The organism is Streptomyces boninensis, from assembly GCF_048572725.1.
Classification (GTDB): domain Bacteria; phylum Actinomycetota; class Actinomycetes; order Streptomycetales; family Streptomycetaceae; genus Streptomyces; species Streptomyces boninensis.
Map to the genome: position 1 here is coordinate 4,531,451 of NZ_CP183837.1, position 25,306 is coordinate 4,556,756.

Below are 25,306 nucleotides of genomic sequence, written 5' to 3' on the forward strand. Positions count from 1 at the left end.
CGACAGGAGAGATCGCTCATGTCTCGCTGGCTCGCACTGGCTGTCCTATCGACCGGGATGCTGATGACCATCCTCGATGGCAGCATCGTCACCGTGGCCATGCCGGCCATGCAGAGCGACCTCGGCTTCACGCCCGCCGGGCTGAGCTGGGTCGTCAACTCGTACCTGATCGCCTTCGGCAGCACCCTGTTGCTCGCCGGCCGGCTCGGCGATCTGATCGGCCGCAAGCGGATGTTCCTGGCGGGTGTCGGGGTGTTCACCGCCGCCTCGCTGCTGGCCGGCGCGGCCACGTCGCCGGCGGTGCTGATCGCCGGGAGGTTCCTGCAGGGGATCGGCAGCGCGATGTCGTCGGCGGTCAGCCTCGGCATCCTGATCACGCTCTTCACCAAGCCCGCCGAACGCGCCAAGGCCATCGCCGTGTTCAGCTTCACCGGCGCGGCCGGGGCCTCCATAGGGCAGGTCCTCGGCGGCGTCCTCACCGACGCGCTGAGCTGGCACTGGATCTTCTTCATCAACCTCCCGATCGGCGTCGCCGCCCTCGCCCTCGCCGTCCGCGCCCTGCCCGCCGACCGCGGGCTCGGCCTCGCCGCCGGAGCCGATGTCGCCGGTGCCGTACTGGTCACCGCCGGGCTGATGACCGGCATCTACAGCGTCGTCAAGGTCGAGGCGTACGGCTGGACTTCGGCGCACACGCTGGGCTTCGGCGGTCTCGCGGCGGTGCTGCTGGCCGGGTTCGTGCTGCGGCAGGCGCGCGCGGCGACTCCGCTGATGCCGCTGCGCATCTTCCGCTCGCGGAATGTCTCCGGCGCCAACGCGGTCCAGGCGCTCATGGTCGCCGCGCTGTTCTCCTTCCAGGTGCTGGTCGCGCTGTATCTGCAGAAGGTGCTCGGTTACGGGGCCGCCGAGACCGGGCTCGCGATGCTGCCGGCCGCGGTGATCATCGGCGTGGTGTCGCTGGGCGTCTCCGCGCGGCTGATCGGCCGCTTCGGGGAGCGGGCCGTGCTCCTGACCGGGCTTGCGCTGCTGACCGTGCTGCTCGGGCTGCTCACCCGGCTGCCGGTGCGGGCGAGTTACGCCACCGACCTGCTGCCGGTCATGCTGCTGGCGGCCGGCTTCGGCCTTGCGCTCCCGGCGCTGACGGCGCTGGGCATGTCAGGCGCCTCGGAGCGCGACGCCGGGCTGGCGTCGGGCCTGTTCAACACCACGCAGCAGATCGGCAGCGCCGCGGGCGTGGCGGTGCTGACGACGCTGGCGGCGTCGCGTACGGAGGGCCGGGCGGCGGCCGGGAGCAGCGAAGCCGCGGCGCTGACCAGCGGCTATCACCTGGCGTTCGGGGTGGGCGCGGGTTTGATGGCCGTGGCCTTCCTGGTGGCCCTGGTGGTGCTGCGGGGCGAGCGGCCCGGGGCCACTCAGCGGCTCTCCCGGTCCAGCAGCAGGACCGCGAGGTCATCCGTCAGCTCCCCGCCATTGAGCTCGCGCACCTGACGTACCGCCGCATCCAGCAGCGCTTCACCACCGAGGCCCTCCTCCCGGAGGGCCTCGATCATGTCGACCATGCCTTCCTGGCCGAGGCGCTGCTTGCCTTTGCCGATGCGGCCCTCGATCAGGCCGTCGGTGTACATCATCAGGCTCCAGGCGCCGCCGAGCTCCACCTGCTGGCGCGGCCAGCGGGCGTTCGGGAGCAGGCCGAGCGCCGGGCCGCCCTTGTCGTACGGGAGCAGCTGTGCGGGCCCGCCGGGGCGGGAGAGCAGCGGGGCCGGGTGGCCGGCCAGGCACAGCCCGGCGCGGCGGCCGTCGGGGGCGATGTCGACGGTGCACAGGGTGGCGAAGATCTCGTCGTCGGAGCGCTCGTTCTCCAGCACCTGCTGGAGGGTGGAGAGCAGCTCGTCGCCGCAGAGCCCGGCGAAGGTGAGCGCCCGCCAGGCGATGCGCAGCTCGACGCCGAGGGCCGCCTCGTCGGGGCCGTGGCCGCAGACGTCGCCGATCATCACGTGCACCGAGCCGTCGGCGGTACGCACCGTGTCGTAGAAGTCGCCGCCGAGGAGGGCGCGGCTGCGGCCCGGGCGGTAGCGGGCGGCGAAGCGCAGCCCGGAGCCGTCCAGCAGCGGGGTGGGGAGGAGGCCGCGCTCGAGGCGGGCGTTCTCCTGGGCGCGCAGCCGGGTGGCGGTGAGCTGGCGCTGGGCGAGGTCGGCGCGCTTGCGCTCGACCGCGTACCGGATGGCGCGGCCGAGGAGGCGCCCGTCGAGCTCGTCGCGGTACAGGAAGTCCTGGGCGCCGACCCGTACCGCCTCGGCGCCGCGCTCGGCGTCGGTCTCGCCGGTGAGGGCGAGCACGGCGTGCCCGGGGGCCATGCGCAGCACGGCGCGGAGCGTGTCGAGCTGGTCGTCGTCGGCGGCGCGCCCGGCAGCGCCGTCGGCGGCGGCTCCCGCGGTGGCGGAACCGGCAGCGGCAGCAGCGGCAGCGGCTCCCGAGCCGGCCAGCGCGGCAGCGGCACCGGCGCCAGCGCCGGCCCCCGGCTGCCCCTCCCCCGGAGCGCTCACGACGCCGGTCAGGTCCAGGTCGAGCAGGATGCAGTGCACGTCATGGGTGAGCAGCCGCGCGGCCTCGGTGAGGTTGCGGGCGGTACGGATGCGGATGCTGTCATCGCGGCGCACCCCGCCGGCCTGCTCCAGCATCCGGGGGACGCTGATGCCGCCTTCGGGGTCGTTCTCGATGAGCAGCACGGTGAGCGGCCCGGTCGCGAGCTGCGCTCGACCGGCCGCGGTGCGCTGCCTCGGCAGCACAGAGGGCCGCCCGGTAACGGGCATTGCGGTCTTCCTTCCCTCCCCCCGAGGGCCGACGGCCGCCGTACGGCAGACCGCCAGGGTGGACCCTAGCGGTTTCGCACACCGGTACGGAACGCCTGACGGCAATTCGCCATTGTCATATGCCGGTATCTGGCGGGGTTTTGCCCCTGGCCATGACATTCCTCACGCCATTTCGGACGCAAGCGGGGGCTTCGGGGTTGATTCCATGGCCGCTACGCGTCTGGTCGCACCACCGACTTGATCGGCAGGGATCCGGCGCCCGCGACCGTGACCTGGCGGCCCGGGCGGGGGGCGTGGATCATGGCGCCCTTGCCCACATATATGCCGACGTGAGAAGCGTCACCCTTGTAGATGATGAGGTCGCCGGGGCGCATTTCCTTGATGTTGATGTGCTGCAGCTGGCGGTCCTGCTCCTGCGAGGTGCGCGGGATCGTCTGGCCCGCGGCCTGCCAGGCGCGCAGGGTCAGGCCCGAGCAGTCGAAGGTCTCGGGGCCCTCGGCGCCCCACACATAGTCCTTGCCGAGCTGGGCGGTGGCGTATTTCACCGCCTTTTTCCCGGCCTTGCTGGCCTTGCCGTTGATCTCGTCCAATATCCCGGAGTCCAGCCATTTGGCCTGCGCGGCCTGCGCCTTGTCCTCCTCCAGCTGCTTCAGCCGGGCGCGCTCCTCGGCGGCCAGCCGCTGCTCCAGCTTCTTTGCGGCGGCCAGCTTCGACTTGATCTCCTTTTTGGCCTTCTGCCTGGCCTTGCGCTTGCTCTCGTAACGCTCCCAGCGGTCGGCGGCGTCCGCCGTATAGCCCTCCAACTGGCTCTTTGTCGTGGTCAGTTCGTTCATCAGGCGGCTCGCACCTGCCTGGCCCTTGCGGGCCAGCTGGAGGTCATTGACGAAGTTCTCCGGATTGCGGCTGAGCAGGAGCTGGGCCTCCGCGGGCAGGCCGCCGCCGCGATACTGCGCGCGGGCCGCCGCGCCCGCCTTCTTCTGCAGCCGGTCCAGCTTGCCCTGCGCCTTGGCCGCCGCCCTGGCCAGCTTCACCACCGCCGCCGACTGCTTCTTGGCCTGCTCCTCCGCCGCGTTGTACGCCTCGGTGGCGGCCTCGGCCTTCTCGTACAACTCGGTGACCTTGGTGTGGACTTCCTCCAGGGAAGCCGGCTGCGCAGGCGTCGGGTCAGGTCTCGGCTCGGCCAGCGCGCTGGGCACGGCCCACCCGCCGGCCAGCGCGATGACCAGGGCGGTACTGACGGCGACGCTTCCCCCACGCATGTGACCTCCGGTCGAAAGATCCCGTAACTGCGTTCCAGTTGGGGATGCTGCCACGCGGAGGTAGCGATTTACAGTACGTGTGGATAACCCGGGGGTTTTGGATAAACCTGCTACCGGCACCCGCAGTTGGCGACCGCCGCCGCCATCGCGTCCAGCGCCGACTGCGCCCCGCCCCGGTCCTTCGTCCCGTTGGTCATGAAGGCAAAGGCCAGCAGCCGCCCGTCGGCGTCCACCACCGTCCCGGCGAGGGAGTTGACCCCCGTGAGCGTGCCGGTCTTGGCCCGTACCAGACCGGTCCCCGCCTTCGCGCCCGCGCCGTCGTAGCGGTTCTTCAGCGTGCCGTTGAAGCCCGCCACCGGCAGCCCGGTCAGCAGCGGGCGCAGCTCGGTTTCCTTCGGTGAGGAGGCCAGCACCAGCAGCTGCGTCAGCAGCTCCGCCGACACCTTGTCCGCGCGGTCGATGCCGCTGCCGTCGGCGAAGCGGGCGCCGCCGACCGGCAGCTTCAGCTTCTTCAGCGCCGCCGTGACCGCGTCCTCGCCGCCCTTGAAGCTCGCGGGCTTGCCCGCCTTCAGGGCGACCTGGCGGGCCAGGTGCTCGGCGATGTCGTTGTCGCTGTGCACCAGCATCCGCTCGACCAGGTCGGAGATCCGCGGCGAGCTGGTCACCGCGAGCCGGTCGGCGTCGTCGGGCGCGCCCTTCTCCTTTGGGGCGCCGTCCTCGACGCGCACCCCCGCCTTGCGCAGCGCGTCGGCGAAGGCCGCGGCGGTGTCCTTCGCCGGGTCCATGGCGCGGGGGGCGGGTCCGTGGCCACTGCCGTCGAGGCGGCCCTCGTTGATCATCAGGGGGACGACGGGGGCGAGGTTGTCATTGCGGCCGAGCGAGGGGTGCAGGTCGGGGCCCGAGTAGGCGCCGGTGTCGTACCGGACGCGGATCGGCTTCTTCTCGCCCTTGAGGTCCCCCGCGGCGTCCTCGGCCAGGTCGCGGATCCGGTCCTTGCTGAGCACCGGGTCGCCGCCGCCCACCAGCCACACGTCGCGGCCGGTGCCCGTCACCTCGGTCTCGATGCGGTGCGCGGGCCCGAGCGCGGACAGCGCCGCCGCACCCGTCGCCAGCTTCACGGTGGAGGCGGGGACGGCCGTCTTGCCGGCCTTCTGGCCGAAGAGCTCCCGGCCGGTCGTGACGTCCCACACCGCGGCGGTACGGACCGGGCCCAGCGCCTTGTCCTTCAGCAGCGGCTCCAGCGCGCTCTTAAGTCCCCCGGCCGTCGGCGCCGGGGCGCCGTGCCGCGCGCCGTCGGCGGCGCCCGCGGGGGCGCCTGACCCGGGGCCGAGCGCCGTCAGCACGCCGGGGGCCTGCGGGGCGTCGGGAAGATCACGAACACCCGGACGGCCGTGACGCCCGTCACCCGTGTGGTCCCGGGCGTACGCCTGGTCCCGCTCGGCCGTACGCTGGCCGTTGTCCCACGGGCCGGCCATCGCGGCCGCCCCGGCCGCGATGACGAGGCCGAGCGCGGCTGAGCCCGCTGTGACCTGCAAGGTGCGCTGCCCCTGCCGGTCCTGCGCCGCCCACCACGCCGTGAGGCGCTGCCGCTGCCTGCCGATCAACGCGGACCAGCCCCTTTCGCCACCACACACTCTCGTGGGGGACACTTAATCACCCGAAGTATGTGCTGATCATGGAGGAGCCACCCGTGGAGTTCGACGTCACCATCGAGATCCCGAAGGGTTCGCGGAACAAATACGAGGTGGATCACGAGACCGGTCGGATCCGCCTGGACCGTCGACTCTTCACATCAACCAGCTACCCGGCAGACTACGGCTTCATCGAGGACACGCTCGGCGAGGACGGCGACCCGCTGGACGCGCTGGTCCTTCTGGACGAGCCCACCTTCCCCGGATGCCTCATCAAGTGCCGCGCGATCGGCATGTTCCGTATGACCGACGAGGCCGGCGGCGACGACAAGGTGCTCTGTGTGCCGGCGTCCGACCCCCGGGTGGAGCACCTTCGGGACATCCACCACGTTTCCGAGTTCGACCGCCTGGAGATCCAGCACTTCTTCGAGGTCTACAAGGACCTGGAGCCCGGCAAGTCCGTCGAGGGCGCCAACTGGGTCGGCCGGGTCGACGCTGAACTTGAGGTGGAAGCGTCCTACAAGCGACTCCAGGCGTCGGGCGGTCACTGACCCTGACCTGCGGTTTTGCCTCCATTTCGGGGTGACACGCTGAAGGCTGGGCCCGCAGCCGTCCCGTGATCGGGTACGGCGGCGGGCCCATGCCTGTCGTGGCCGCGTAGGCCGATCAGGCGGCTTGGGCCGTCTCTGGGCCGTCAGAGCCGTACAGAGTGCGGTCCACGGCCTTGCGGACGCGGCCTTCGCTGCTCGGCATCAGGTGCGCGTACACCCGCAGGGTGAGCGCCGGATCGTGGTGTCCGAGGTACTGGCTGAGCGCCTTGATGTTCTCGCCCGCGTCCAGCAGGACCGAGGCGTACATGTGGCGCAGCGCATGCATCCCGTGCTCGCGCGCCGCGGCGTACCGGCCTTCCTTGACCTCGTTCGGGATGACGTCGGCCTTGGCGAGGGCCCGCTTCCACACGTCCTTGTTGAAGACGTTGCGGTGTACGGCCAGGGCCTTGCCCTCCCGGAGGAACAGCAGCTCCCGGGTCACCGGCGGTCCGTCCGGGGTCTGCCACGGCAGGGTGACCGACTGGGGAGGGAACTGCGCCATGTGCGCGGCCAGCCGTTCCGCGACTGCCGGCGCCAGGGGCACATCGCGCTCTTTGCCGCCCTTGGGCAGACCGAACATCAGGTGTCGCCCAACCTGCTTCACCGAGCACGTCACGTGCAGCCATCCGGCCTCGGTGTCGATGCTGTCGACCGCCAGGGCGAACACCTCCCCCTGCCGCAGGCCGCAGCCGCCTGCGGCGTCCACCATGGCCTGGTACCGCTCGGGCAGCGCCTCGCGTACGGCGCGGGCCGTCTCCGGCAGCCACGGGCGTACCCGAGTGCTGATCGCCTTCGGTGGGCGCACGCTGCGGGCGCGGCACGGGTTGGTCTTCAGGTAGCCGTCGTCCACGGCCGCGCTGAGCACGGTCGAAGTGATCCGGAAGATGGCCGACCGGTACGAGGCGGAGACCACGTTCTGTTCCAGCTCGGAGAGCCACGTACGGATGTGCTCCGGGCGAAATGAGGTGAGCGGCCTTGAGCCCAGGTAGGGGACGGCGTGCCGCCGCACACAGGTGGCCGCGGACGAACGTGTCGTCACTTCGCCGCCCTGTGATTCAAGCCACTGTTCCGCGTACTGCCCGAACGTGACGCGGCTGGCTGACGGGGCGATATACGTGCCGTCGGCCATGTCTGCCTCGATCTTGTTGAGCCACTTCTCTGCCAGTCGCTTCTGCCCATCGGCGAAGCTCTTGGACTTCTCGGTGCCGTCCGGCCCGATGTAGCGAGCGCGGTAGCGGCTGCCCTTCCCGTACCGGTCGGTCTTGGTCTTACGGGGCTTGCCGTCTTCGTCGGTGACGGTCTTGTACCAGCGGTCTTGGATGTGCCCGGCCATGGGTCTGAAGCCTTTCGCGCAGGGTGGCGGGGCGGAGGCGTCGAGGTCGCCCCGCCACGGGGAATCGGTCGAGGTTCAGGGGCGGGGGTGAGGCGTCACCTCACCCCCGCCGCGGTCAGGCCGCTTCGTCCATGTCGCGTCCCTCTTGCTCGCGCGCCCATGCCCGCACGGCGACGGGGTCGTAGCGGAGGTGCTTGCCCACCCGGAACCCGGGCGGGCCGATGCGCCGCTTGCGCCAGTAATAGACGGTCTCTACGGGGACAACGAAGGTGACGGAGATGTCCTCCGGCGTCAGGTAGCGGTCCGGCAGTCCGGCCCGCAGCGTGTTCACGGCCTCGGGGATCGGCGCGGCGGTCATTGGGTCCTCCTGGCGAGAGATTTGAGTCTGCGAAGGCGTGCTGGGGTTGGAGCGGTGCGGGTTGTGTGTCCGAGGTTGGGATTTCTGCGTCACCGCGTCACCTGCGTCACCTATGGGCCCTGACCTGCTGGTTTTGGGTGACGCAGAGGGGTAGGGCTCCGTCACCGGTGACGCAGCGGCTCTCTCTACCGGTGACGCGGGTGACGCAGGATGACGCAGGGGTCGGCCGTCTGCGTCACCGCTGTAGCAGCAGGTCAGAGGCCGTTTCAGGGCCCATGGTGACGCAGGTGACGCAGGGTCTCTCCTCTTGAGACAAAAGAGGGGGTGTCTGTTTGTGGTGCGCCCTTTCAAGAGCGAAGAGCGGAGAAGGAGCCGCTTCGCGGCGCGACCCTTGGGCGGCGGCAAGCCGCCGAACAACAAGAGGAGCACATCCGGCGCGGCGTGCTCTTCTTGCTCGCCAGGGACGGCCGCTCATCGCCGCAGGTCAAAACGCCTGCTCCTGCTCAGGCACCGGGGCCGGCGGGCGACTCAGCTCGATGTAACGGGCCGCGCTGGTGCGCCCCCAGTCGATGAACACCCCGCGTGCGGCAAGAGTCGGCTGAAGGCGCTTGAGCCGGTCGGAGAGCACCTTTCCGGTGGTGGGCCACCCCTTCGGCAGGGGACGGCAGTCCTCCCCGACATAGAGGCGGGTGAGGCAGTGCAGCCACTCGGCGGAGGCCATCCGCTGCTCGCTGCCCTGCTCCATGCCGCCCGCGTGCTGCAACACGGTCTGCGCGAGCAGGTCACCCTCAATGACGTCGTCGTTGAGATCGTCCAGGCTCTGCCGGTACGCGGCAAGCGCTCCGAGGCCTGTGGCCGCGTCGAGCTGCGCGCACAGGTGCGCGAAGTCCGCCATCCGCAGGTCTGTGGGGATCTCGGCATCGGCCGCACGGACCTTGACCGTGAGGTCGAGCAGAGAGCCCAGCACGACGGGCAGGATCTCTTCGTACTCCGCCCACAGCTCCGCCTCGGTCCGCCGGACCCCGGGCCTCTCCAAGCGCAGCGGCAGCAGCCGTTCGGCCAGGTCGGGCCGGATGACGCCGACGTCGATGCCGGTCAGGAGCATGGGGCGCCGATAGCGGGAGCGGACTACGTCCCCGTCGGTGTACAGGGCCCGCTTGACGTTCTCCGCCCCGGTGACGATGCAGCACATCGCATCGGACAGATCCGGCGTCAAATGGGAGAGGTTGTCCAGCGCGGTGACCCATCCGGCCGCCACCGCGGCCGTCAGGTTCTCCTCGTCCTTGGGGGCGCGGCGCAGGTCGCCGCTCATGCCCTCGATGACCCGCACGAGCATGCGCCCGCCGGTGGACTTGCCCGCTCCCTGCGGCCCGGTGAGGAACGGCGCAGGGACGGGCACGGACGGACCCAAACAGCCGATCAGCCAGGCGATGGCCAGGCACTCGGTCTCCGCGGTCGCGAAGTTGCACAGCCTCAGCAGCAGGTCCACGCCCTTGCCGTCGGTGTCCTGCACGGGCAAGGGGAGCTCGCCAGTGAGCTGCGTGCGCCGCCAGCACACCTCTACCGGATCCGGCGTGAGGACGTCCCATCCGGTCGCGTGGATACGGACCGACAGGCCGTCGTTGCGGCCCAGGTCCAGCCAGGTCGCACCGTCGAACCCGGGAGCCACCCGGAGGTGCACGGGCTGCACCTCCTCCGTCAGCGCCAGAGCCTCGATCAGGTCCAACGCCTCTTTGAGCGCGGTGCCGTTGAACACGCCGATGCCGTCCCGAAACAGCCCCACCATGAGTTCCTGGCGGTGGCTGCCGGTGGTGCCCTGCGAGCGGATCGGACGGGCCACCGGGTGGCCGTTGCGCTGCGCGTATACGGTGCCGTCGGCGGTGCGGAAGTAGCGGAAGTGGGTTTGCGCGTAGTCGGCGATGACTTCGCGGGCCGGGATCTTGTCGTCCTCTGCCATGGTCACAGTCCCAACCTGGTGCGGGCGTTGGTCCACGCCTCGGTGCAGTGCCGGGGCGATTCGCCCTTGGCCTGCGCCGCGGTGAACAGGCGCGCGATGTGGTCCTCGGTCAGGCAGCCGCACCGCCCGTGCGTGGCCAGCACGGCCAGGAAGGTGCCGTAGACCGTGGCGTGCACGCCGCTGGTGGCCTGGGTGATGCGCTCCTCCGCCATCGCGATGCCCCGCTCCAGGAACGCTGGCGTGCGGTGCCGGCACTCCCCGCCCCCGGCCGGTGCAGCGGCGGACACGGCTGCCGGTGCGGGTGCCTCGGATACCTGCGCGGCGAGTGCGCGCACGCTCTCCGGGAGCGCCGTGGGGGTGCCGGTGCCCGGGCCAAGCCAGCGGGCGTAGGCCATCGTGGACTTGATGTCCACGCCAGGCCGTACGGCATTGACTGAGCGCATCTCCCCCAGGTAAAGCCAGTGCTCACCCCGGGTAGTGGGCACGGTCTGGGTCGCGGGCAGGTGCTCGCGCGCCCATGCCACGGCGCCGGTGTCGTCGAGGTCGACGACCGTCAGCCCGGCTCCGCCGGGGTGGTAGGCGACGGCCGCAGTCTGCGCCCAGGCGCGCCGCCAGAGGTCCGAGGTGATGACTTCCAGGTCGCAGGTGGCGGCCGCCCATGCATGGCACGGGGCCGGGCAGCGGCAGGGGCCGGCGGTCTTCATGTTCGGCCGGCCGCCGCACGCGTTGCCCGCGCACCGGTAGCAGTTGCCGAACGGCACCTTCCCCGCCCGCAGAGGCAACACGGGGACGTTGGATGCGGCCAGGTCCACGGCGGTGCGCAGATGCGCGCTCACGCTGCTCTCTCGCCGGGTGTCGGTCTCGGTGGATTGGGGCATGCTGGTCTTCTCCTGTTCTGCTGGAGCAGGTAGAGCCGGGGCGGTCGCGGTCTTTGGCGAGAGAGCGACCGCCCCGGGCGCATCGTTAGGCGATGTCCAGGGCGAGCTGCGCGGCAGCGGGCTCTGCGACGTGGGCCGCGAGGGCGGCCAGCAGCGTGCGGTAGGCCAGAGCGGCCTGGTGGATGACGACGCCGTTGCCGAGGATCTTCAGCTGGTCGGAGCGGGACAGGCCCAGCTCGGGGTCGGTGACCCAGCCGGGATCGGCGCCCATCATCCATTCCACGAACGCCGGCGACAGCCGCCGGTTGCCCTTGACCCCGGGTTCGGTCGGCTCCGGAGCCATGCGCCCCAGGACGTGCTCCCAGCGGTGTATGGCTGGGCCATAGTCGGTGCCGTTGGTGGCCACCCACGCGTCGATGAGGCGTACGGCCTGTCCGGGCAGGTAGTAGTTGCCCGCCGCATCGCGCTGGTTCGGTCCGCCGTGCGGGCCGTCCGACGCCTTGGGGGTGGGCAGCAGATCGCGGACCAGATATTCGAGCGAGGGGCGCGAGCTCGCACCCGCTGAGGCGGACCGGTTGCGCCCATAGCGTTGGGCCGTCGGCGTGGGCAGCAGGGTGACGGCGGTGCGCAGGTTCATGCCGCCCTTGCGCTTGGGCGAGATCCCGGGGCCGCCGGTGCCGTCGGCCGCCGCGGGGGTAGGCAGCAGCCTCAACGAGCGGTCGGGGGCAGCAAGAACACCACTTCGTCCTCCAGCGTCGGCCCGTGCCCACCCGCCTTTCGCTTGTCCGGGTGCTGCGGGCCGCCGTTGCGGCCCAACTGCGAGGTGGGGGTCTTCAGCAGCGGGATACGCGACGGCGAACCAGCGGTCCCGGCGGTGGCAGGCCCCGATCTCGGGATCTCCAGCGCGTAGGCACATCCACCGCGCGTCGTACCCGATCGCGGCCAGGTCACCGGCGACGACGTCGAGGCCGCGGGATCGGAGGGCGGCGACGTTCTCCAGGAACACGTGCCGGGGTCGAAGGTGGCGAACAGCCTGGGCGATGGTTTTCCACAGTCCTGAGCGGTCACCGGCGATTCCTCCCCGAGGTCCGGCGTTGGAGATGTCCTGGCACGGGAAGCCAGCCGTCAGCGCCGCCGGACGCGGCCACGATGCGGCCAGCGCGGCGAAGTCGACGGCGGTGATGTCGCCGAGGTTCGCGGCATGCGGCAGCCGGGCCGCGAGAAGCCGGGAGGCAGCCGGGTCCTTCTCACCCACGGCGAGGGTGGGTAGGCCGGTGACAGCCTCCACAGCGAGATCGAGTGCGCCGGAGCCGGTGCACAGGCTGATGTTGCCGCCCTCCGGCGGCATAGCAGGGTGGTCGGTCATGCTGGAGTTCTCCTGTTCTGCTGGAGCAGGTAGAGCCGGGGCGGTCGCGGTCTTTGGCGAGAGAGCGACCGCCCCGGGCGTAACTAGGCGTGGAAGTGGCTGTGCTTGAACACGGCCTTGCGGATGTTGACCGTGCTGCCGCGCCCGCCGGTCAGAGCGCGGGCAGGCAGGCGCCAGGCGAGGATCGCCAGGGCGATCCACATGGCAGCTCCGGAGCTGAATCCGGCGATCGCGTTGACGACTTCGCCGACGCCCCAGCCGACCCCGGCGGACAGCGCGCCACCGCCGATGCCGGCGCCGATGAAGCGCTGCGCGATGGGATCGAGCAGCGGCAGCGGGGCCAGGTCCCGCGGCGGCTGGCGCTCCATGGGGGGTGGGGCGAGGTGCTTGGGCATGGGCACCATCCGCCCGTAGGCGTCGGGCACCCACACCACCGCCACCCGCTCCCCGGACGGCTCCACCGCCGCCGACGGGCCGCCGTCGTACGGGGCGGGCGGGGTGGGCTCGTACAGGGTCAGCGCCCGCTCTGCGGACACGCGTGAGAGCTCATCGGGCAACATGCGGAATCCCTTCATGACGTGAGGCGGGGAGGGAGAGGCACCCCCCTCTCCGGGTGCGTGTGGAGGGGGTTTCAGGCCCGCTGAGCTGGGCGCCTCCCCGCCTCCCCGAACCGGTATCTGCGCTGATCAGCACGGGGGAGGCGGGGCGGGGAGGCGGTTGGGGAGTTCTCCCCGCCTCCCCGGCCCGCACGGGTGCCGCCTCCCCCTACTCGTCGCCGGAAGCGGAATCCGCATCCGGGCGGTTGGCGAGGGCGCGGGCGAGGCGCTCGCGGTCGACGACCATGCGGCCGTGCGACTTGTACGGCTCCGCGCCGGTGCCCTCCAGCACCCGCTTGAGGTCGATGAACGACCAGATGCCGTAGGCGTCCTCGCTGAGCGCGGCGAGCCGCTTGAGGACGTCCTGGGTGAGCACCCGCGCCGTGTCCCCGACCACGGCTGCGATGTCGGCGAGCGCATCGCGCTCCTCGCCGCGCTCGATGGCGTGCAGGGTGGTCACGCCGTCGCGCAGCGCCTTGGCTCGCCCGGCGATGACCTCGGCCTCGTCGTCGTCGACGAAGTGGGTGCGCACCGTGATTGAGGCCTGGCCGGCGGGGATGTCGATGCCGTCGCTAGCGACGACCAGGGTGCCCTTGTCCAGGCCCTGGCGGAGCATGTGTGGGGCGGCGCCGCCGTCGACGGCCTTGTCTCCCAGCGCCATGCGGGCCTGCGACTCGGTGCCCAGCACCAGCGAGGCGCGGGTGTGGGCGCCCTCGCGGACCAGCTTGGGAAGGTTCTGGTCTGTCGGGTCCTGGGTGCCCTCCCACAAGGTCACGTTCACCGCCCGGCCCTGGTTGTGGATCTCACGCACGGCCATGAAGTACCGCGAGGTGGCCTTGGAGCCACCGTACGGCCGCTTCTGGCCGTCGATGGCCGGGCACATGAACGCCTTCTGCGCCTCATCGACGATGCCGACCAGCGGCGGGAACTCGGTGCCCCTGGGCGCCTGCAGGCGCCGCTGCATCTCCGCGACCAGGTCCTCAACCATCTCGGTCGCCTCGATGACGTGGTCATCGGTCGGCCCCTGGATGAGCACGGACGCAAGCCCGTCGAACATGTCCCAGTCCCCGACGCCCTTGAGGTCGGCGATGCGCAGCTCCACGGTGCGATCCAGTGCCAGCCACAGCGCGAGCGACCGCAGCGCGGCGGTCTTGCCCTGGTTGGACAGGCCGGTAATGAGCAGGTGGCGCTGGTAGACGCTCAGGCACGCGGCGTCGCCGCGCAGGTCCTGCCCCCAGGGGGCCTTGCCGGTCTTGTAGTTGGCTGTGATGGTCTCGTCCGTGACCAGCGGGGACGGGCCGATCGGCTCGTCCAGCGCCCCGGAGTCGGCGATCCACAGCCGCACCGTGCGGGCGGCCGGCGGGATGGTGATGAACAGCTCGTGTTCATGCCGGGTGAGGTTCTCCGCGAGCTTGCGCCGACGGCGCTGCACCTCGTCCGTGGAGACGCCGGACGGCAAGGTGACGTCGACCTCGACACCGCACCCCGCGATGGTGATCGGGCCGAGCATCGAGGCCCCGCCGTCTTCCATGTCCTTGATGGCGTTGCGCAGCGGGGCAATGCCCAGGTCGCGCATCGACCGCACCACGATCGAGGGGGTGATCGGCTCACCCTCACCGCTCGACTTGTGCGGCAGCGCCCAATACGGCGCGGCCTGCCGGCGCTTGCCGAGGCCCCAGGCGGAAGCCAAGGCGAGGAAGGGCAGCGTCACGAGCAGCGGCCCCCAGATCACGGAGGCTATGAATACGATCAGGCCGATCAGTTCGATGGTGGCCTTGATCGGGGCGATGATCTGCCCTGGGTCGGAGTTGGCCCAGGCCAGGACGATGCCCAGGACCAGCAGCACACCGACGGCGGTACCGGCCGTCGCGGCGGTCGCTTTGGGCAGGTTGATCAGGGTGGTGACCAGCTCAACGCGCCGCTTGCTGCGCTGCTTGCGGTAGATCGCAAGTCGCTGCTCCCACTCCTTGATCTCATCCAGGTTCCCGGCCGCTTCGGCGGTGCGGAGCATCCGCTCGTAGCGGGCGGCGGTGCGCCCGTCCCACATCCGGCGGGCCGCGATCCGGATGCCGCCGACCACGTACGCGCCGTGCCGGACCAGCAGGCAGCCCACGATGCGGGTGCGGTCGTCGGCGAAGAAGGCCCGGACGGACTGCGCGGAGCGCGCCCACCACGCCAGGGTGGCCTGCGGCTTTACCGCAACCGGCTGCGTCTCCGGGGACGTGGGCGGGGGCTTGAAGAGTTGTACGACGTTGTCAGGCATTCTGGCGACTCCTTGAGTCGAGTTCTGACGCGAGGAAGGGCCCGGCCGCGTGCTGTGGAAGGTGGGCGGCCGGGCCCGGGATGGATTCGCTGGTGGCCCGCTAAGGTGCTGACTCATGGGGCGGGCTCGACTGGGGGAAGACGGCAGGTACTACGGCGACCTGCCGTGCAAGTGGTGCGACGTGCTGATCCCGCAGCACGGGCGGAAGCGGGTGCGGAAGTACTGCCGGATGACCCACCGCTGGAAGAGCTACGGCTCGAACGTCGCGGTCACCATCGGCGGCATCCTCGGCGGCTGACCGCCGGATCACGCGGCCGCAGCCTCGGCATACGCGCAGCTAAGGCACGCCCCGAGCGAAGTGGGGATGCAATACCCGGCATCCAGGCCGCACTGAGGGCAGGTGCGGCGGGCCAGCATCGCCAGCGCCAGGGCACCCCACTTGCGTGAGGTCATCGGCCGCACCGGCTTGGCGCGATCGACGCGGTAGAGGTAGGCGACCTGCACCCCACCCGCATGCCGGTTGCGGCGCATGACCTGCGCCGCTATCTGCTGCCCGCCCGGCCGTAGGCCGTGGGCCCGTAATTGCCGGCGCGTGGCCAGCCCATCGGGGGCGTACTTCCACGGGTAGGTGGGCACCCCGTACCAGGCGCCGTGCGGGTCGTAGCACTTGCCGAACGTCGGCGACATCACGCCGCCCCCTCGGACGGGCCACCCTCGATGCCGCGTTCGGCCAGCAACGTGTCGCGCAGCATCCGGGCGTTGGCCGGGGAGGTGCGTACCGTGCGGCGGATACCTTCGGCGGTGATGTGCGTGTCCGGCCAGTCAGCGGTCGCCGTACGGGCCTGCTCGAGCAGCTGCTCCGGCGTGCGCTTCGGGCGAGAGGAGCGGGCCGCCTCCGGTACCCGGCCGGTTGCCCGCCGCGGACGGCGCGCTTCGGCCGCTACGGTGCGCTGCTGGGGCGCCTCGGTCGGTGCCGACTCGACCGGCGGGGCGATCGAGGGCATCGGCTTGAGCGTCGGGGTCGACTTCACGCAGTCGACCCCGACCGAATCGAGTCCGCGCAGCCGCGTAAGCGTGACCTGCTCCGGGATCGATTCCGGCAGGCCAGCCGTAGACCGGTTTCCGACGCTCTCGGTAGATTCCTCCGCATTCGCGGGGAGCGGCCCGGAGAACATCGCGGCCAGGCCCCGGAGTCCTAGCCCGGACACCAGGGAACAAGTAACCCGTCAGTAGGTTGCGGGGGTCGCTTCTCTGCCGTTTCCCGGTGCCGAGGCGCCTCGTTGGGCTGTCCGGGTGAATGCCCGGAGGGCCGACGACAAGGGGCGGGTGTGCGACAAGAGTGGTCGCCGGAAGAACTGTTGGCGAGCTGGACGCTGGTGGAAGGCGACTGGAAGCTCGTGGCCAACAAGACCGGGGTGACGAGGCTCGGCTTCTGCCTGATGCTGAAGTTCTTCGAGATCGAGGCCCGGTTCCCGGAGTTCATCGAGGAGTTCCCGCAGCCCGCCGTGGAGTACGTCGCGGGTCTGGTGAAGGTACCGGCTGCCGAGCTTGCCAATTACGACCTGGCGGGCGCGAAGCGTCACCGCAAGCAGATCCGTGAGGCCCTGGGGTTCCGGCCAGCGACGCTGGAGGACGAGGAACAGCTCACCGCGTGGCTGGCCACGGAGGTGTGCCCGGTCGAGCTGGTGGAGGACCGGCAGCGGGAGGCCCTGCTGGTCGAGTGCCGGGCGCGCAGTATCGAACCGCAGGGCCGGACCCGGATTGAGAAGGTGCTGGTCGCGGCCCGCAACCGGTGGGAGCGGGTGTTCTGCGCGCGGGTCATCGAGCGCCTGGGTGAGGTCGGGGTGGCCCGGCTGCTGGCGCTGGTGGCGGAGGGCAACGAGGATGGCGCCGCACTGCTGGCACTGCTCAAGCGTGACCCGGGCGCGGTCGGCCTGGACTCCCTGCTGACCGAGGTCAACAAGCTGAACGACGTGCGCGCCCTCGGGCTGCCCGAGGGGCTGTTCGCGGACTGCTCGGAGAAGCTGGTGGCCGCATGGCGGGCGCGGGCGATCAAGATGTACCCCTCGGACTTCCGCGACACCGCCGAGGGCGTACGGATCACGCTGCTCGCGGCGCTGTGCTCCTCCCGGCAGGCGGAGATCACCGACGCCCTGGGAGACCTGCTGATCGCTCTGGTGCAGAAGATCAACGCTCGCGCCGAACGGCGGGTGGAGAGGCAGCTCACGGCCGAGTTGAAGAAGGTCCGCGGCAAGGAGGGCATCCTCTTCCGGCTCGCCGACGCGGCGATCGGCCAGCCCGACAAGACCGTACGCACAGCCCTGTATCCGGTGGTCGGGGAGAAGACGCTGCGCGACCTGGTGGCCGAGGCGAAGGCGAACGAGAAGGTCTTCAAGGCCAAGGTCCGCACTACGCTGCGCTCCTCGTACAGCTCGTACTACCGGCAGATGCTGCCGCCGCTGCTGCGGACGCTGGGCTTCAAGTGCAACAACACCGCCTACCGGCCGGTGATGGACGCGCTCGCGCTGCTGGAGAAGTACGCCGGGGTCGACGGGAAGACCCGCTTCTACGACGCCGCGGACGCGGTGCCGATGGACGGCGTCGTACGCAAGGACTGGCGGGAGGCCGTCGTCGACGACAAGGGCAAGATCGAGCGCATCCCGTACGAGCTGTGCGTCCTGGTCGCGCTGCGGGACGCGATCCGGCGCCGGGAGATCTACGTCGAGGGCGGGAGGCGGTGGGGCGACCCGGAGGACGACCTGCCCGGCGACTTCGAGGCCACCCGCACCGTGCACTACGCCGCGATCCGCCAGCCGCTGGACGCGGCGGAGTTCATCACGGATCTGAAGCAGCGGATGACGAACGGTCTGGACCGGCTCACGGCCGCGCTCGCGGACGACTCGGCGGGCGGGGTCAAGGTGACCACCCGGCACGGCGAGCCGTGGATCAGCGTGCCGAAGCTGGAGAAGCTGGACGAGCCCACCGGCCTCCAGGCGCTCAAGGACGAGGTGGTACGCCGCTGGGGTGTGCTCGACCTCCTGGACGTGCTCAAGAACGCCGACTTCGACACCGGCTTCACCGACGAGTTCGCCTCGGTCGCCGCGTACGAGCGCATCGACCGCGCCGCCCTCCAACGACGCCTCCTGTTGGCCCTGTTCGCCCTCGGTACGAACATGGGCATCCGCGCCATCGTGGCGACCGGCGAGCACGGCGAGAGTGAGGCGGCGCTGCGGCACGTACGCCGGCACTTCATCACCGTCGACAACCTGCGGGCCTCCGTACGCAAGCTGGTCAACGCCACCTTCGCCGCCCGGGACACCGCGTGGTGGGGCCAGGGCACCGCGTGCGCGTCGGACTCGAAGAAGTTCGGGTCCTGGTCCTCGAACTTCATGACCGAATACCACGCCCGCTACGGCGGCAACGGCGTGATGATCTACTGGCACGTCGAGCGGAAGAACGTCTGCATCTACTCCCAGCTCAAGAGCTGTTCGTCGTCCGAGGTCGCGGCGATGATCGAGGGCCTGCTGAGGCACTGCACGGACACCGAGATCGAGTCGAACTACGTCGACACTCATGGTGCGAGCGTGGTCGGGTTCGCTTTCACCGAGCTGCTCAACTTCCGCCTGCTGCCGAGGCTGAAGAACATCGGCAGCATCCGCCTGTACCGCCCGGACGACACCCCGCCCGGCTGGCCAGCGCTCGGCGGCTCGCTGACCCGGCCGATCCGCTGGGACCTGATCGAGCAGCAGTACGACCAGATGGTCAAGTACGCCACCGCCCTGCGCCTGGGCACCACCGAGGCGGAACAGGTCCTGCGCCGCTTCACCCGCGGCGGCCCCAAACACCCCACCTACGCCGCGCTCGAAGAACTCGGCCGCGCGGTGCGCACCATCTTCGCCTGCGACTATCTCGCCAGCCCGGACCTGCGCCGCGAGATCCACGGCGGGCTCCAGGTCGTGGAGAACTGGAACTCGGCGAACACCGTGCTGCACTACGGCAAGGACGGCGCACTCACCGGCCCGGACAAGGAACACGCCGAGACCTCCATGCTCGCGCTCCACCTTCTCCAGTCCAGCCTGGTCCACATCAACACCCTGCTGCTTCAACGCGTTCTTGCCGAACCCCCGTGGGCGAAGAAGCTCTCGGACCAGGACCGGCGCGGGCTGACCGCGCTCTTCTGGTCGAACATCAACCCGTACGGCACGTTCCGGCTGGAGATGGACAAGCGGCTCAACTTCGCCCTACCCACCGTGCCCCATCCCCGGACACCAGCCAGCACCGCCGGCCAACCAGTGCTGGAGTCCCGCCATGCCCGCTGAACAGTACGGACGCTGGATCAGCGCCACCGGCACCGCCGCCTTCGTCAAGTCCTCCCCAACGAAGGCTCGGCAAGATTCTTCCAGTCGATGAGGCATCGGCAGAAGAATTTCCTCCGGTTTACGGGTCGGCGGGCACAGACCAGCAACACCTTCGGGCCGAAGTCGCCTAGCGTCTCCTGGTGAATCCGGGGACTCCGGCAGGGAGCCTCGAGAAGCACGTCCGGAGGACTTCCATGAGCGAGCAGCCCGCGCCGTACTGCGGCAGCACAGCGACCGCCACCGCCCCGGCCCCGAAGCGGGTACGGGTCCACCACCTGCGTGAGATGAAGGAGCGTGGGGAGAAGTGGGCGATGCTGACGGCGTACGACATGTACACTGCGGCGACCTTCGACGAGGCCGGCATCCCGGTGCTGCTGGTCGGCGACTCGGCGTCGAACAACGTCTTCGGGAACAAGACGTCGTTGCCGGTGACCGTGGACGAGCTGATCCCGCTCGTGCGGGCTGTGTCCGGGGCCGCCCGGCGGGCGCTGGTGATCGCGGACCTGCCGTTCGGCTCGTACGAGGCGTCCGCGGAGCAGTGCTTCCACACAGCGGTGCGATTCATGAAGGAGGCCGGCGCGCACGCGGTGAAGCTGGAGGGCGGCGCGGAGATGGTGGGGCAGGTGGAGTTGCTGACCCGGTCCGGGATCCCCGCGATGGCGCACATCGGGTTCACCCCGCAGTCCGAACACGGCCTCGGCGGCTACCGGGTGCAGGGCCGGGGTGAGGATGCGCAGCAGCTGGTGTCCGCGGCGAAGGCGCTGGAGACGGCCGGCGCGTTCGCCGTGCTGATCGAGATGGTGCCCGAGGAGGTCGGCGCGGAGATCACACGGAGCGTGGCGGTGCCCACCGTCGGCATCGGAGCGGGCAGCGGCTGTGACGCGCAGGTGCTGGTCCGGCAGGACATGGCCGGGCTGCGGACGGGGCGGCTGCCGCGCTTTGTGAAGCAGTACGCCGATGTCCACGGCGTACTGATGGGCGCGACCGAGAACTTCGCTGCCGATGTGGCGGCGGGGACGTTCCCCGCGCCGGAGCGCGCCTTCTAGCCGGCTTTCCAGGTCCAGGCGGATCGATCCACTTTGTCACGATTGGCCATGTTCCGCCGGACGTGCATCCACTGTGATGAACACGTTTCCGCACCCCACGGGCGTGCGAGAACGGCTTCCACCGCTACCGAAAGGCCCCTTGATGACTGTGCCGCGCTCACGCACGTTCGCGCAGGTAGATGTCTTCTCCACCAGCCTCTATCTCGGCAACCCTGTCGCCGTCGTCCTGGACGGGACGGAGCTGAGCGACGAGGAGATGCAGCGTCTGGCGCGCTGGACGAATCTGTCCGAGACCACGTTCGTCCTTCCTCCCGCGACTACGGAGGCGGACTACCGGCTGCGGATCTTCACCCCGGGAGGCGAACTGCCCTTCGCCGGGCACCCCACTCTCGGGTCCGCCCGCGCGTGGCTGGACAACGGCGGCACTCCGCAGCACTCCGACCGGGTCGTGCAGGAGTGCGCCGCCGGCCTGGTCAGCGTGCGCCGCGGTGATGGCACCCTGTCCTTCGCCGCCCCGCCGGTCATCCGCGACGGCGCCCTCGACGAGGAGTACCTCGACCAGATCGTCGCCGCCTTCAGCATCAAGCGTGACCGTGTCCTCGCCCACCAGTGGGTCGACAACGGACCCGGCTGGGCCGTGGTCCAACTGCCCACAGCCGAGGAGGTTCTCTCTCTCGAGCCCGACCTCTCCCTCATCCCGACCGCGATGGTCGGAGCGATCGGCGCCTACCCCGAGGGGTCCGAGCACGCCTTCGAGATGCGCACCTTCGCCCCCGGCGTCGGTGTGGTCGAGGACCCCGTGTGCGGCAGCATGAACGCCTCCGTGGGGCAGTGGCTCACCTCGACCGGTGCCGCGCCCTCCACCTATCGGGTCTCCCAGGGCGCGCGCGTGGGCAGGGCCGGAACCGTCGAGATCACCGCCGACGAGGACGGTACCGTCTGGGTCGGCGGCGCTGCCACCAGCTGTATCCGCGGCACCATCACCCTGTGACCTGTTCAGAACGAGCCGCCGGGGTGGGGACGGGCGGTGAGCGCACTGGCGGCTCCGCCTGTCCCTGCCCGCTCCGTCAGTGTGCGTGAGCGGTTCCCGCAGATTCCGCCGAGGGCCAGGCGCGCGGGTAGGGAACGCGCAACGACCCGGCCGCCACCGGAGTGTGGGGCGCGGCAGCGTGGAGGCGGCCGTCGCGTAGGACTATGGCGCCGCCGGCGACCACCGTCGTGACCAGCTCGTCTGCGAGGTCCTCGGGCGTGACGTCCAGGAGCCGGGCGGCGTCGGTCAGCCAGGCCCGGGCGTGGAGGTACGGTTCGACCTTGTCAGCCGGGATGCCGCCACGGATCATCAAGGCGAATGCGAAGATCCGGCGGGCGCCGTACCAGACCGCCCCGTCAGGGTCGTCTACGAGCCGCTGGGCACGGCGCAGGGCGGCGGCGAACGCCGCGGCGGGGTCGGCCGGGACCGGCCCGTGCGAGGGCAGGATCACTCGCGGGGCGAGGTCGGCCATCCGCTTGAGGGAGGCGAGCGCGGCGGCGGCCGCGTCGAGGCCGTCGAGGCCGTCGAGGGCGAGGTTGACCCAGCCGACGTCGTAGTCCGACAGCGCGTCCCCGACGACGAGGAGTTGTTCCTCCGGCTGCCACAGGGCCAGGTGGCCGGGCGTGTGGCCGGGGGTGCGGACGACCTCCCAGTCGGCGTCGCCGAGGCGGAGGATCTGCCCGTCGTCGAGCGGGATGTCAACTGTGTACGGGGCGACGGGCTGGTCGAGGTACTCGGCCGCACAGCAGCCGGGATCTCGGCGGGTGATCGCCTCGGCCTCCGGGGTTCCGCCGGCGATGGCGGCGCCTTGGGCCTGGAGGAGAGCGTTGCCGCCGACGTGGTCGGAGTGCCAGTGGGTGTTGACGACCAGTTCGACGTTCCCGGCGTGTGCGTGGGCCCAGGCGGCGGTCTCGTCGGCGTGGCCGACGAAGCCGGTGTCGATCAGGGCCGGGTGCCGTCCGGGCAGAAGGAGGGTGTTGGCGTCGGGGAAGGGGCGCTGCCACCACGTCAGCCACGACGGCAGGGCGGGAGCGGACCGCTGGGGGCTCATTCGGCGGGCCTGTTGACGCGGATCAGGGTCTGCTGGCCGTTGGCGACGAGCTTCCGGGCGCCGTCGGCCTGGACGCCGTAGACCTCCAGCTGGCAGACGGTCAGGGTGCGTCCGGGCTTAAGGACGGTGCCGATCGCTTCGAGGTGGTCGCCGGCGGCGGGCGCGAGGAGGTTGATCTTGTACTCGACGGTGAGGACCTCGGAGTCCTCGTCGAACAGCGTGAGCGCGGCATAGCCGCCGGCGCTGTCGGCGATGGCGCTGGTGGCGCCTGCGTGGACATAGCCGTGCTGCTGGGTCACCTCGGGGCGGGCCGGGAGCACGATGTGGACCCGGCCGGGCCCGATGCGAGCGACTCGCGCGCCAAGGTGCGACATCAGGCCCTGTAGGTCGAAGCTGTCCTGGATGCGCTTCTGCACCGCGGGGCTCGCCTGTTCCTGCCGCGTCTGGTCTTCCACGTGCGTGCTCTCCTTCGGGTGCGGGTCGGGTGGAGCGGGACGGCTTCCTCAGCCGGCCAGGCGTTCCACCAGCAGGAAGGCGCCGATGGCGATCATCATGGCACCGCTGACGCGGGTGACGACCCGGGCGGCCGAGGGCCGGGTGCTCAGGACCGTGCGGGCCAGGACGCCGACGGCCAGGTAGACGACGGCGCACGCGGTCAGGTGCATCGTGCTGAGCAGACCGGTCTGCGCGGCGACCGGCCAGCCCGTGGCCGGGTCGATGAACTGCGGGAACAGCGAGAAGTACAGCAGCAGTGCCTTGGGGTTCAGGCCGCTGATCCCGGCCCCCTTGAGCAGTACCTGCAGCCGGGAGGTGTCCGCGCTCTGTCCTGCGGCCGCCGGAACGGCCGGCTTCCGCAGGACGCCCCAGCCCAGCCACAGCAGGTAGCCGGCCCCCGCCACGGTCAGGGCGGTGAGCGCGGCCGGGGAGCTCGCCACGATCACCGCCAGCCCCGCGACGGCCACGAGCGCATAGGCCGCATGTCCGGCGATCAGCCCGGTGACGGCCGGGACGACCGAGCGTCCCCGCACTCCGGCGGAGATCGCGTAGGCCCAGTCCGCGCCCGGAGTGAACACCAGCAGCAGGTCCACAGCCAGGAAGGCCGCCAGCGTCGTCGTGTCCATCGATCGTTCCCTCTCACATGTCGTGCTATGGAGGGAAGACTAGGCCGGATATGCCCGAAAGTGTTTGCTTCTTTACCCCACGATCGCGAGAAGTGGGGGAGAATCTTCTCCATGGATGCCATGGACCGGAAGATTCTTACCGAGCTGCAGCTTGACGGTCGCCTGACGGTCACCGAGCTGGCCGCCCGCGTGCAGCTCAGCGTCTCGCCATGCCACCGCCGCCTGCGCGACCTCGAACGCGAGGGCGCCATCCGCGGCTACCGGGCCGTGGTCGACCCGGCGGCCGTCGGCCTGAACTTTGAGGCCTTCGTCTTCGCCACGCTGCGCTGGGAGACCCCCGACACCGTCACCGCCTTCGAAGAGGCCGTGGCCGCCGTCCCGCACGTGCTGCAGGCACAGCGCCTGTTCGGCGAGCCCGACTACCTCCTGCGGGTCGCCACCGCCGACCTCGCCGCGTTCCAGCAGCTCTACGACCAGCAGCTCGCCCGGCTCCCCGGCGTCCAACGCCTGACTTCGACCCTTGTCATGAAGAATGTGGTCCAGGACAGACCGCTGCCCGAATAGCCACACCCGCCCCCGGACATCCTCCCTGTCGTCAAACAATCGAATGACGACAGGCGCGGCGCGCGTCCAATGAACCCAGTAGTTACCGGGGTCTGACGACGGCTCCGATCCAATGAGATCCGATGACGGTTAGCGACAGGGTTAGATGACACCCGAGGTCCGATGCGCCGACAGGAGCGGGGAACCAGCGTGGCCAATCTCCTCTACAAGCGGGTGTCGACCGACCAGCAGTCGACCGCCCGGCAGAACCTCGTCCTGGACGAGGCCGGGATCGAGGACCCCGTCGTCTTCGAGGAGGAGGCTGGCACCTCCAGCCGCCTCCACCCGCTCCAGCGCCCAAAGTTCAGCGAACTGCTCACGTACGCGCGGCCGGGCGACACGGTGCACATCTCTGAGATGTTCCGCCTCGTGCGCGGCACCGGGCACATCCTCGACGTGCTCGACGTCCTGCACCGCGACCGCCTCGCCCTGCGTATCCACGACGGCGCGTTCTCCGGCATGGACCTCACCGCACGCCACCCGCGCACCGGAGAACTGCTGTCCACCGTGAAGTTCATGGTGCAGACCCTCGCCGCCGCCGGCGAACTCCAGCGCGACCTCCAGCGCGAGCTGACGTACGACGGACTGCGGGCCGCCGAGGCCAAGGGCAACAAGGGCGGACGCCGCCCCGCCGTCCCTGCCGACAAGACGGACGACGTGCGTGCCGCGTACCTGGAGGGTCGGTCCATCGCCGCCCTGGCCCGCGACCACGACGTCAGCCGCGGCGCCATCCGTACCGCCGTCGCCGATCTCCTGCCCGAATACACGGTCGCTGACCAGGACGCCCCGGCTCCGGAGCTGCCGGTCCTCCTCGACATGCCGGGCAAGGTCGCCGACTTTCTCCGCGCGGCCGACCTGGAGCCCGCTGAGCGGGCGGCGCTCGACGTGGGCGTGACCGTACGACGCGGCCAGGGCTACACCTTGCGCGTCAGCGCCATCCCGGCGGTACACCGCCAGCTCCTCGACCACTGCCAGCCGCTCGGCAACGCCGCAGCGATCCCGGCGCAGCGCAAGGCCCGCCGCGAGTACGCGAACCGCGTGAACGCCCTCGGCGGGTGA

At 70.6% G+C, this 25,306-nt stretch carries 23 protein-coding genes; 8 read left to right on the forward strand and 15 right to left on the reverse strand.

The features are described 5' to 3' along the window. Positions 1-18 precede the first annotated feature (18 nt). Positions 19-1,485, forward strand: coding sequence for a DHA2 family efflux MFS transporter permease subunit (locus ACNNMR_RS20580; RefSeq protein ID WP_419996115.1), 1,467 nt, complete (start codon positions 19-21; stop codon positions 1,483-1,485). On the opposite strand, the gene ACNNMR_RS20585 is transcribed toward ACNNMR_RS20580, so the two are convergent. The 3 genes from ACNNMR_RS20585 to dacB form a co-directional block, all read right to left on the reverse strand. Continuing rightward, positions 1,410-2,807 (reverse strand): PP2C family protein-serine/threonine phosphatase, encoded by a 1,398-nt coding sequence (locus tag ACNNMR_RS20585; protein ID WP_419996116.1) that lies wholly within the window; start codon positions 2,805-2,807, stop codon positions 1,410-1,412. The genes ACNNMR_RS20580 and ACNNMR_RS20585 overlap by 76 nt on opposite strands. A gap of 212 nt (positions 2,808-3,019) precedes the next feature. Next, positions 3,020-4,066 carry an NlpC/P60 family protein gene (locus tag ACNNMR_RS20590; RefSeq protein ID WP_419996117.1) on the reverse strand — a complete coding sequence of 349 codons (1,047 nt, stop codon included), beginning with the start codon at positions 4,064-4,066 and terminating at the stop codon, positions 3,020-3,022. 110 nt (positions 4,067-4,176) lie between these two features. Continuing rightward, positions 4,177-5,670, reverse strand: a complete 1,494-nt coding sequence (gene dacB / locus ACNNMR_RS20595; RefSeq protein ID WP_419996118.1) for a D-alanyl-D-alanine carboxypeptidase/D-alanyl-D-alanine-endopeptidase — start codon at positions 5,668-5,670, stop codon at positions 4,177-4,179. Between the two features lie 86 nt (positions 5,671-5,756). Between dacB and ACNNMR_RS20600 the strand changes: the two genes are divergently transcribed. Next, positions 5,757-6,248 (forward strand): inorganic diphosphatase, encoded by a 492-nt coding sequence (locus ACNNMR_RS20600; protein ID WP_165234872.1) that lies wholly within the window; start codon positions 5,757-5,759, stop codon positions 6,246-6,248. 115 nt (positions 6,249-6,363) lie between these two features. Here the strand turns inward: ACNNMR_RS20600 and ACNNMR_RS20605 are convergent, their stop codons facing one another. From ACNNMR_RS20605 to ACNNMR_RS20635, 7 genes are all read right to left on the reverse strand, one after another. Next, positions 6,364-7,620: a tyrosine-type recombinase/integrase gene (locus ACNNMR_RS20605; protein WP_419996119.1), complete on the reverse strand. Its 1,257-nt coding sequence runs from the start codon at positions 7,618-7,620 to the stop codon at positions 6,364-6,366. A gap of 115 nt (positions 7,621-7,735) precedes the next feature. Next, positions 7,736-7,978 (reverse strand): helix-turn-helix domain-containing protein, encoded by a 243-nt coding sequence (locus tag ACNNMR_RS20610; protein ID WP_419996120.1) that lies wholly within the window; start codon positions 7,976-7,978, stop codon positions 7,736-7,738. 484 nt (positions 7,979-8,462) lie between these two features. Beyond that, a complete protein-coding gene (locus ACNNMR_RS20615) occupies positions 8,463-9,935 on the reverse strand; it encodes an ATP-binding protein (RefSeq protein ID WP_420000425.1) in 1,473 nt (490 codons plus the stop codon). Between the two features lie 2 nt (positions 9,936-9,937). Continuing rightward, positions 9,938-10,813 (reverse strand): bifunctional DNA primase/polymerase, encoded by an 876-nt coding sequence (locus tag ACNNMR_RS20620; RefSeq protein ID WP_419996121.1) that lies wholly within the window; start codon positions 10,811-10,813, stop codon positions 9,938-9,940. Between the two features lie 85 nt (positions 10,814-10,898). Then, on the reverse strand, positions 10,899-12,179 hold the full coding sequence (locus ACNNMR_RS20625) for a DNA cytosine methyltransferase (protein ID WP_419996122.1): 1,281 nt from the start codon (positions 12,177-12,179) through the stop codon (positions 10,899-10,901). 83 nt (positions 12,180-12,262) lie between these two features. Continuing rightward, complete coding sequence (locus ACNNMR_RS20630; RefSeq protein WP_419996123.1) at positions 12,263-12,715, reverse strand: hypothetical protein; 453 nt, start codon at positions 12,713-12,715, stop codon at positions 12,263-12,265. Positions 12,716-12,944: 229 nt separating this feature from the next. Continuing rightward, positions 12,945-15,038, reverse strand: a complete 2,094-nt coding sequence (locus ACNNMR_RS20635) for an FtsK/SpoIIIE domain-containing protein (protein ID WP_419996124.1) — start codon at positions 15,036-15,038, stop codon at positions 12,945-12,947. A 115-nt stretch (positions 15,039-15,153) separates the two neighbouring features. Here ACNNMR_RS20635 and ACNNMR_RS20640 point away from each other — a divergent pair, with 115 nt between their 5' ends. After that, positions 15,154-15,336, forward strand: coding sequence for a hypothetical protein (locus tag ACNNMR_RS20640; RefSeq protein ID WP_419996125.1), 183 nt, complete (start codon positions 15,154-15,156; stop codon positions 15,334-15,336). A gap of 8 nt (positions 15,337-15,344) precedes the next feature. Here ACNNMR_RS20640 and ACNNMR_RS20645 read toward each other — a convergent pair whose 3' ends face one another. Both ACNNMR_RS20645 and ACNNMR_RS20650 read right to left on the reverse strand, forming a co-directional pair. Further along, the gene (locus ACNNMR_RS20645; protein ID WP_419996126.1) at positions 15,345-15,725 is read right to left on the reverse strand and encodes an RRQRL motif-containing zinc-binding protein; all 381 of its coding nucleotides are present in this window, start codon (positions 15,723-15,725) and stop codon (positions 15,345-15,347) included. Then, a complete protein-coding gene (locus ACNNMR_RS20650; RefSeq protein ID WP_419996127.1) occupies positions 15,725-16,069 on the reverse strand; it encodes a hypothetical protein in 345 nt (114 codons plus the stop codon). The genes ACNNMR_RS20645 and ACNNMR_RS20650 overlap by 1 nt, the downstream gene beginning before the upstream one ends. A 297-nt stretch (positions 16,070-16,366) precedes the next feature. On the opposite strand from ACNNMR_RS20650, the gene ACNNMR_RS20655 reads away from it, so the two are divergent. From ACNNMR_RS20655 to ACNNMR_RS20665, 3 genes are all read left to right on the forward strand, one after another. After that, a complete protein-coding gene (locus ACNNMR_RS20655; protein ID WP_419996128.1) occupies positions 16,367-19,357 on the forward strand; it encodes a Tn3 family transposase in 2,991 nt (996 codons plus the stop codon). A 233-nt stretch (positions 19,358-19,590) separates the two neighbouring features. Continuing rightward, a complete protein-coding gene (gene panB, locus ACNNMR_RS20660; protein WP_419996129.1) occupies positions 19,591-20,442 on the forward strand; it encodes a 3-methyl-2-oxobutanoate hydroxymethyltransferase in 852 nt (283 codons plus the stop codon). 142 nt (positions 20,443-20,584) lie between these two features. Next, positions 20,585-21,433: a PhzF family phenazine biosynthesis protein gene (locus tag ACNNMR_RS20665; protein WP_419996130.1), complete on the forward strand. Its 849-nt coding sequence runs from the start codon at positions 20,585-20,587 to the stop codon at positions 21,431-21,433. Positions 21,434-21,509: 76 nt separating this feature from the next. Here ACNNMR_RS20665 and ACNNMR_RS20670 read toward each other — a convergent pair whose 3' ends face one another. The 3 genes from ACNNMR_RS20670 to ACNNMR_RS20680 are packed head-to-tail and all read right to left on the reverse strand — an operon-like array spanning position 21,510 to position 23,644. Beyond that, positions 21,510-22,523, reverse strand: coding sequence for an MBL fold metallo-hydrolase (locus ACNNMR_RS20670; RefSeq protein WP_419996131.1), 1,014 nt, complete (start codon positions 22,521-22,523; stop codon positions 21,510-21,512). Next, entirely contained in the window at positions 22,520-22,978 is a 459-nt protein-coding gene (locus ACNNMR_RS20675; RefSeq protein ID WP_419996132.1) for a PaaI family thioesterase, read from the reverse strand. Before ACNNMR_RS20675 ends, ACNNMR_RS20670 begins: the two co-directional genes overlap by 4 nt. Positions 22,979-23,026: 48 nt before the next feature. Then, on the reverse strand, positions 23,027-23,644 hold the full coding sequence (locus ACNNMR_RS20680; protein ID WP_419996133.1) for a LysE family translocator: 618 nt from the start codon (positions 23,642-23,644) through the stop codon (positions 23,027-23,029). A gap of 111 nt (positions 23,645-23,755) precedes the next feature. On the opposite strand from ACNNMR_RS20680, the gene ACNNMR_RS20685 reads away from it, so the two are divergent. Both ACNNMR_RS20685 and ACNNMR_RS20690 read left to right on the forward strand, forming a co-directional pair. Then, the gene (locus ACNNMR_RS20685; RefSeq protein WP_419996134.1) at positions 23,756-24,208 is read left to right on the forward strand and encodes an Lrp/AsnC family transcriptional regulator; all 453 of its coding nucleotides are present in this window, start codon (positions 23,756-23,758) and stop codon (positions 24,206-24,208) included. Positions 24,209-24,397: 189 nt separating this feature from the next. Then, positions 24,398-25,306 (forward strand): recombinase family protein, encoded by a 909-nt coding sequence (locus ACNNMR_RS20690; RefSeq protein ID WP_419996135.1) that lies wholly within the window; start codon positions 24,398-24,400, stop codon positions 25,304-25,306.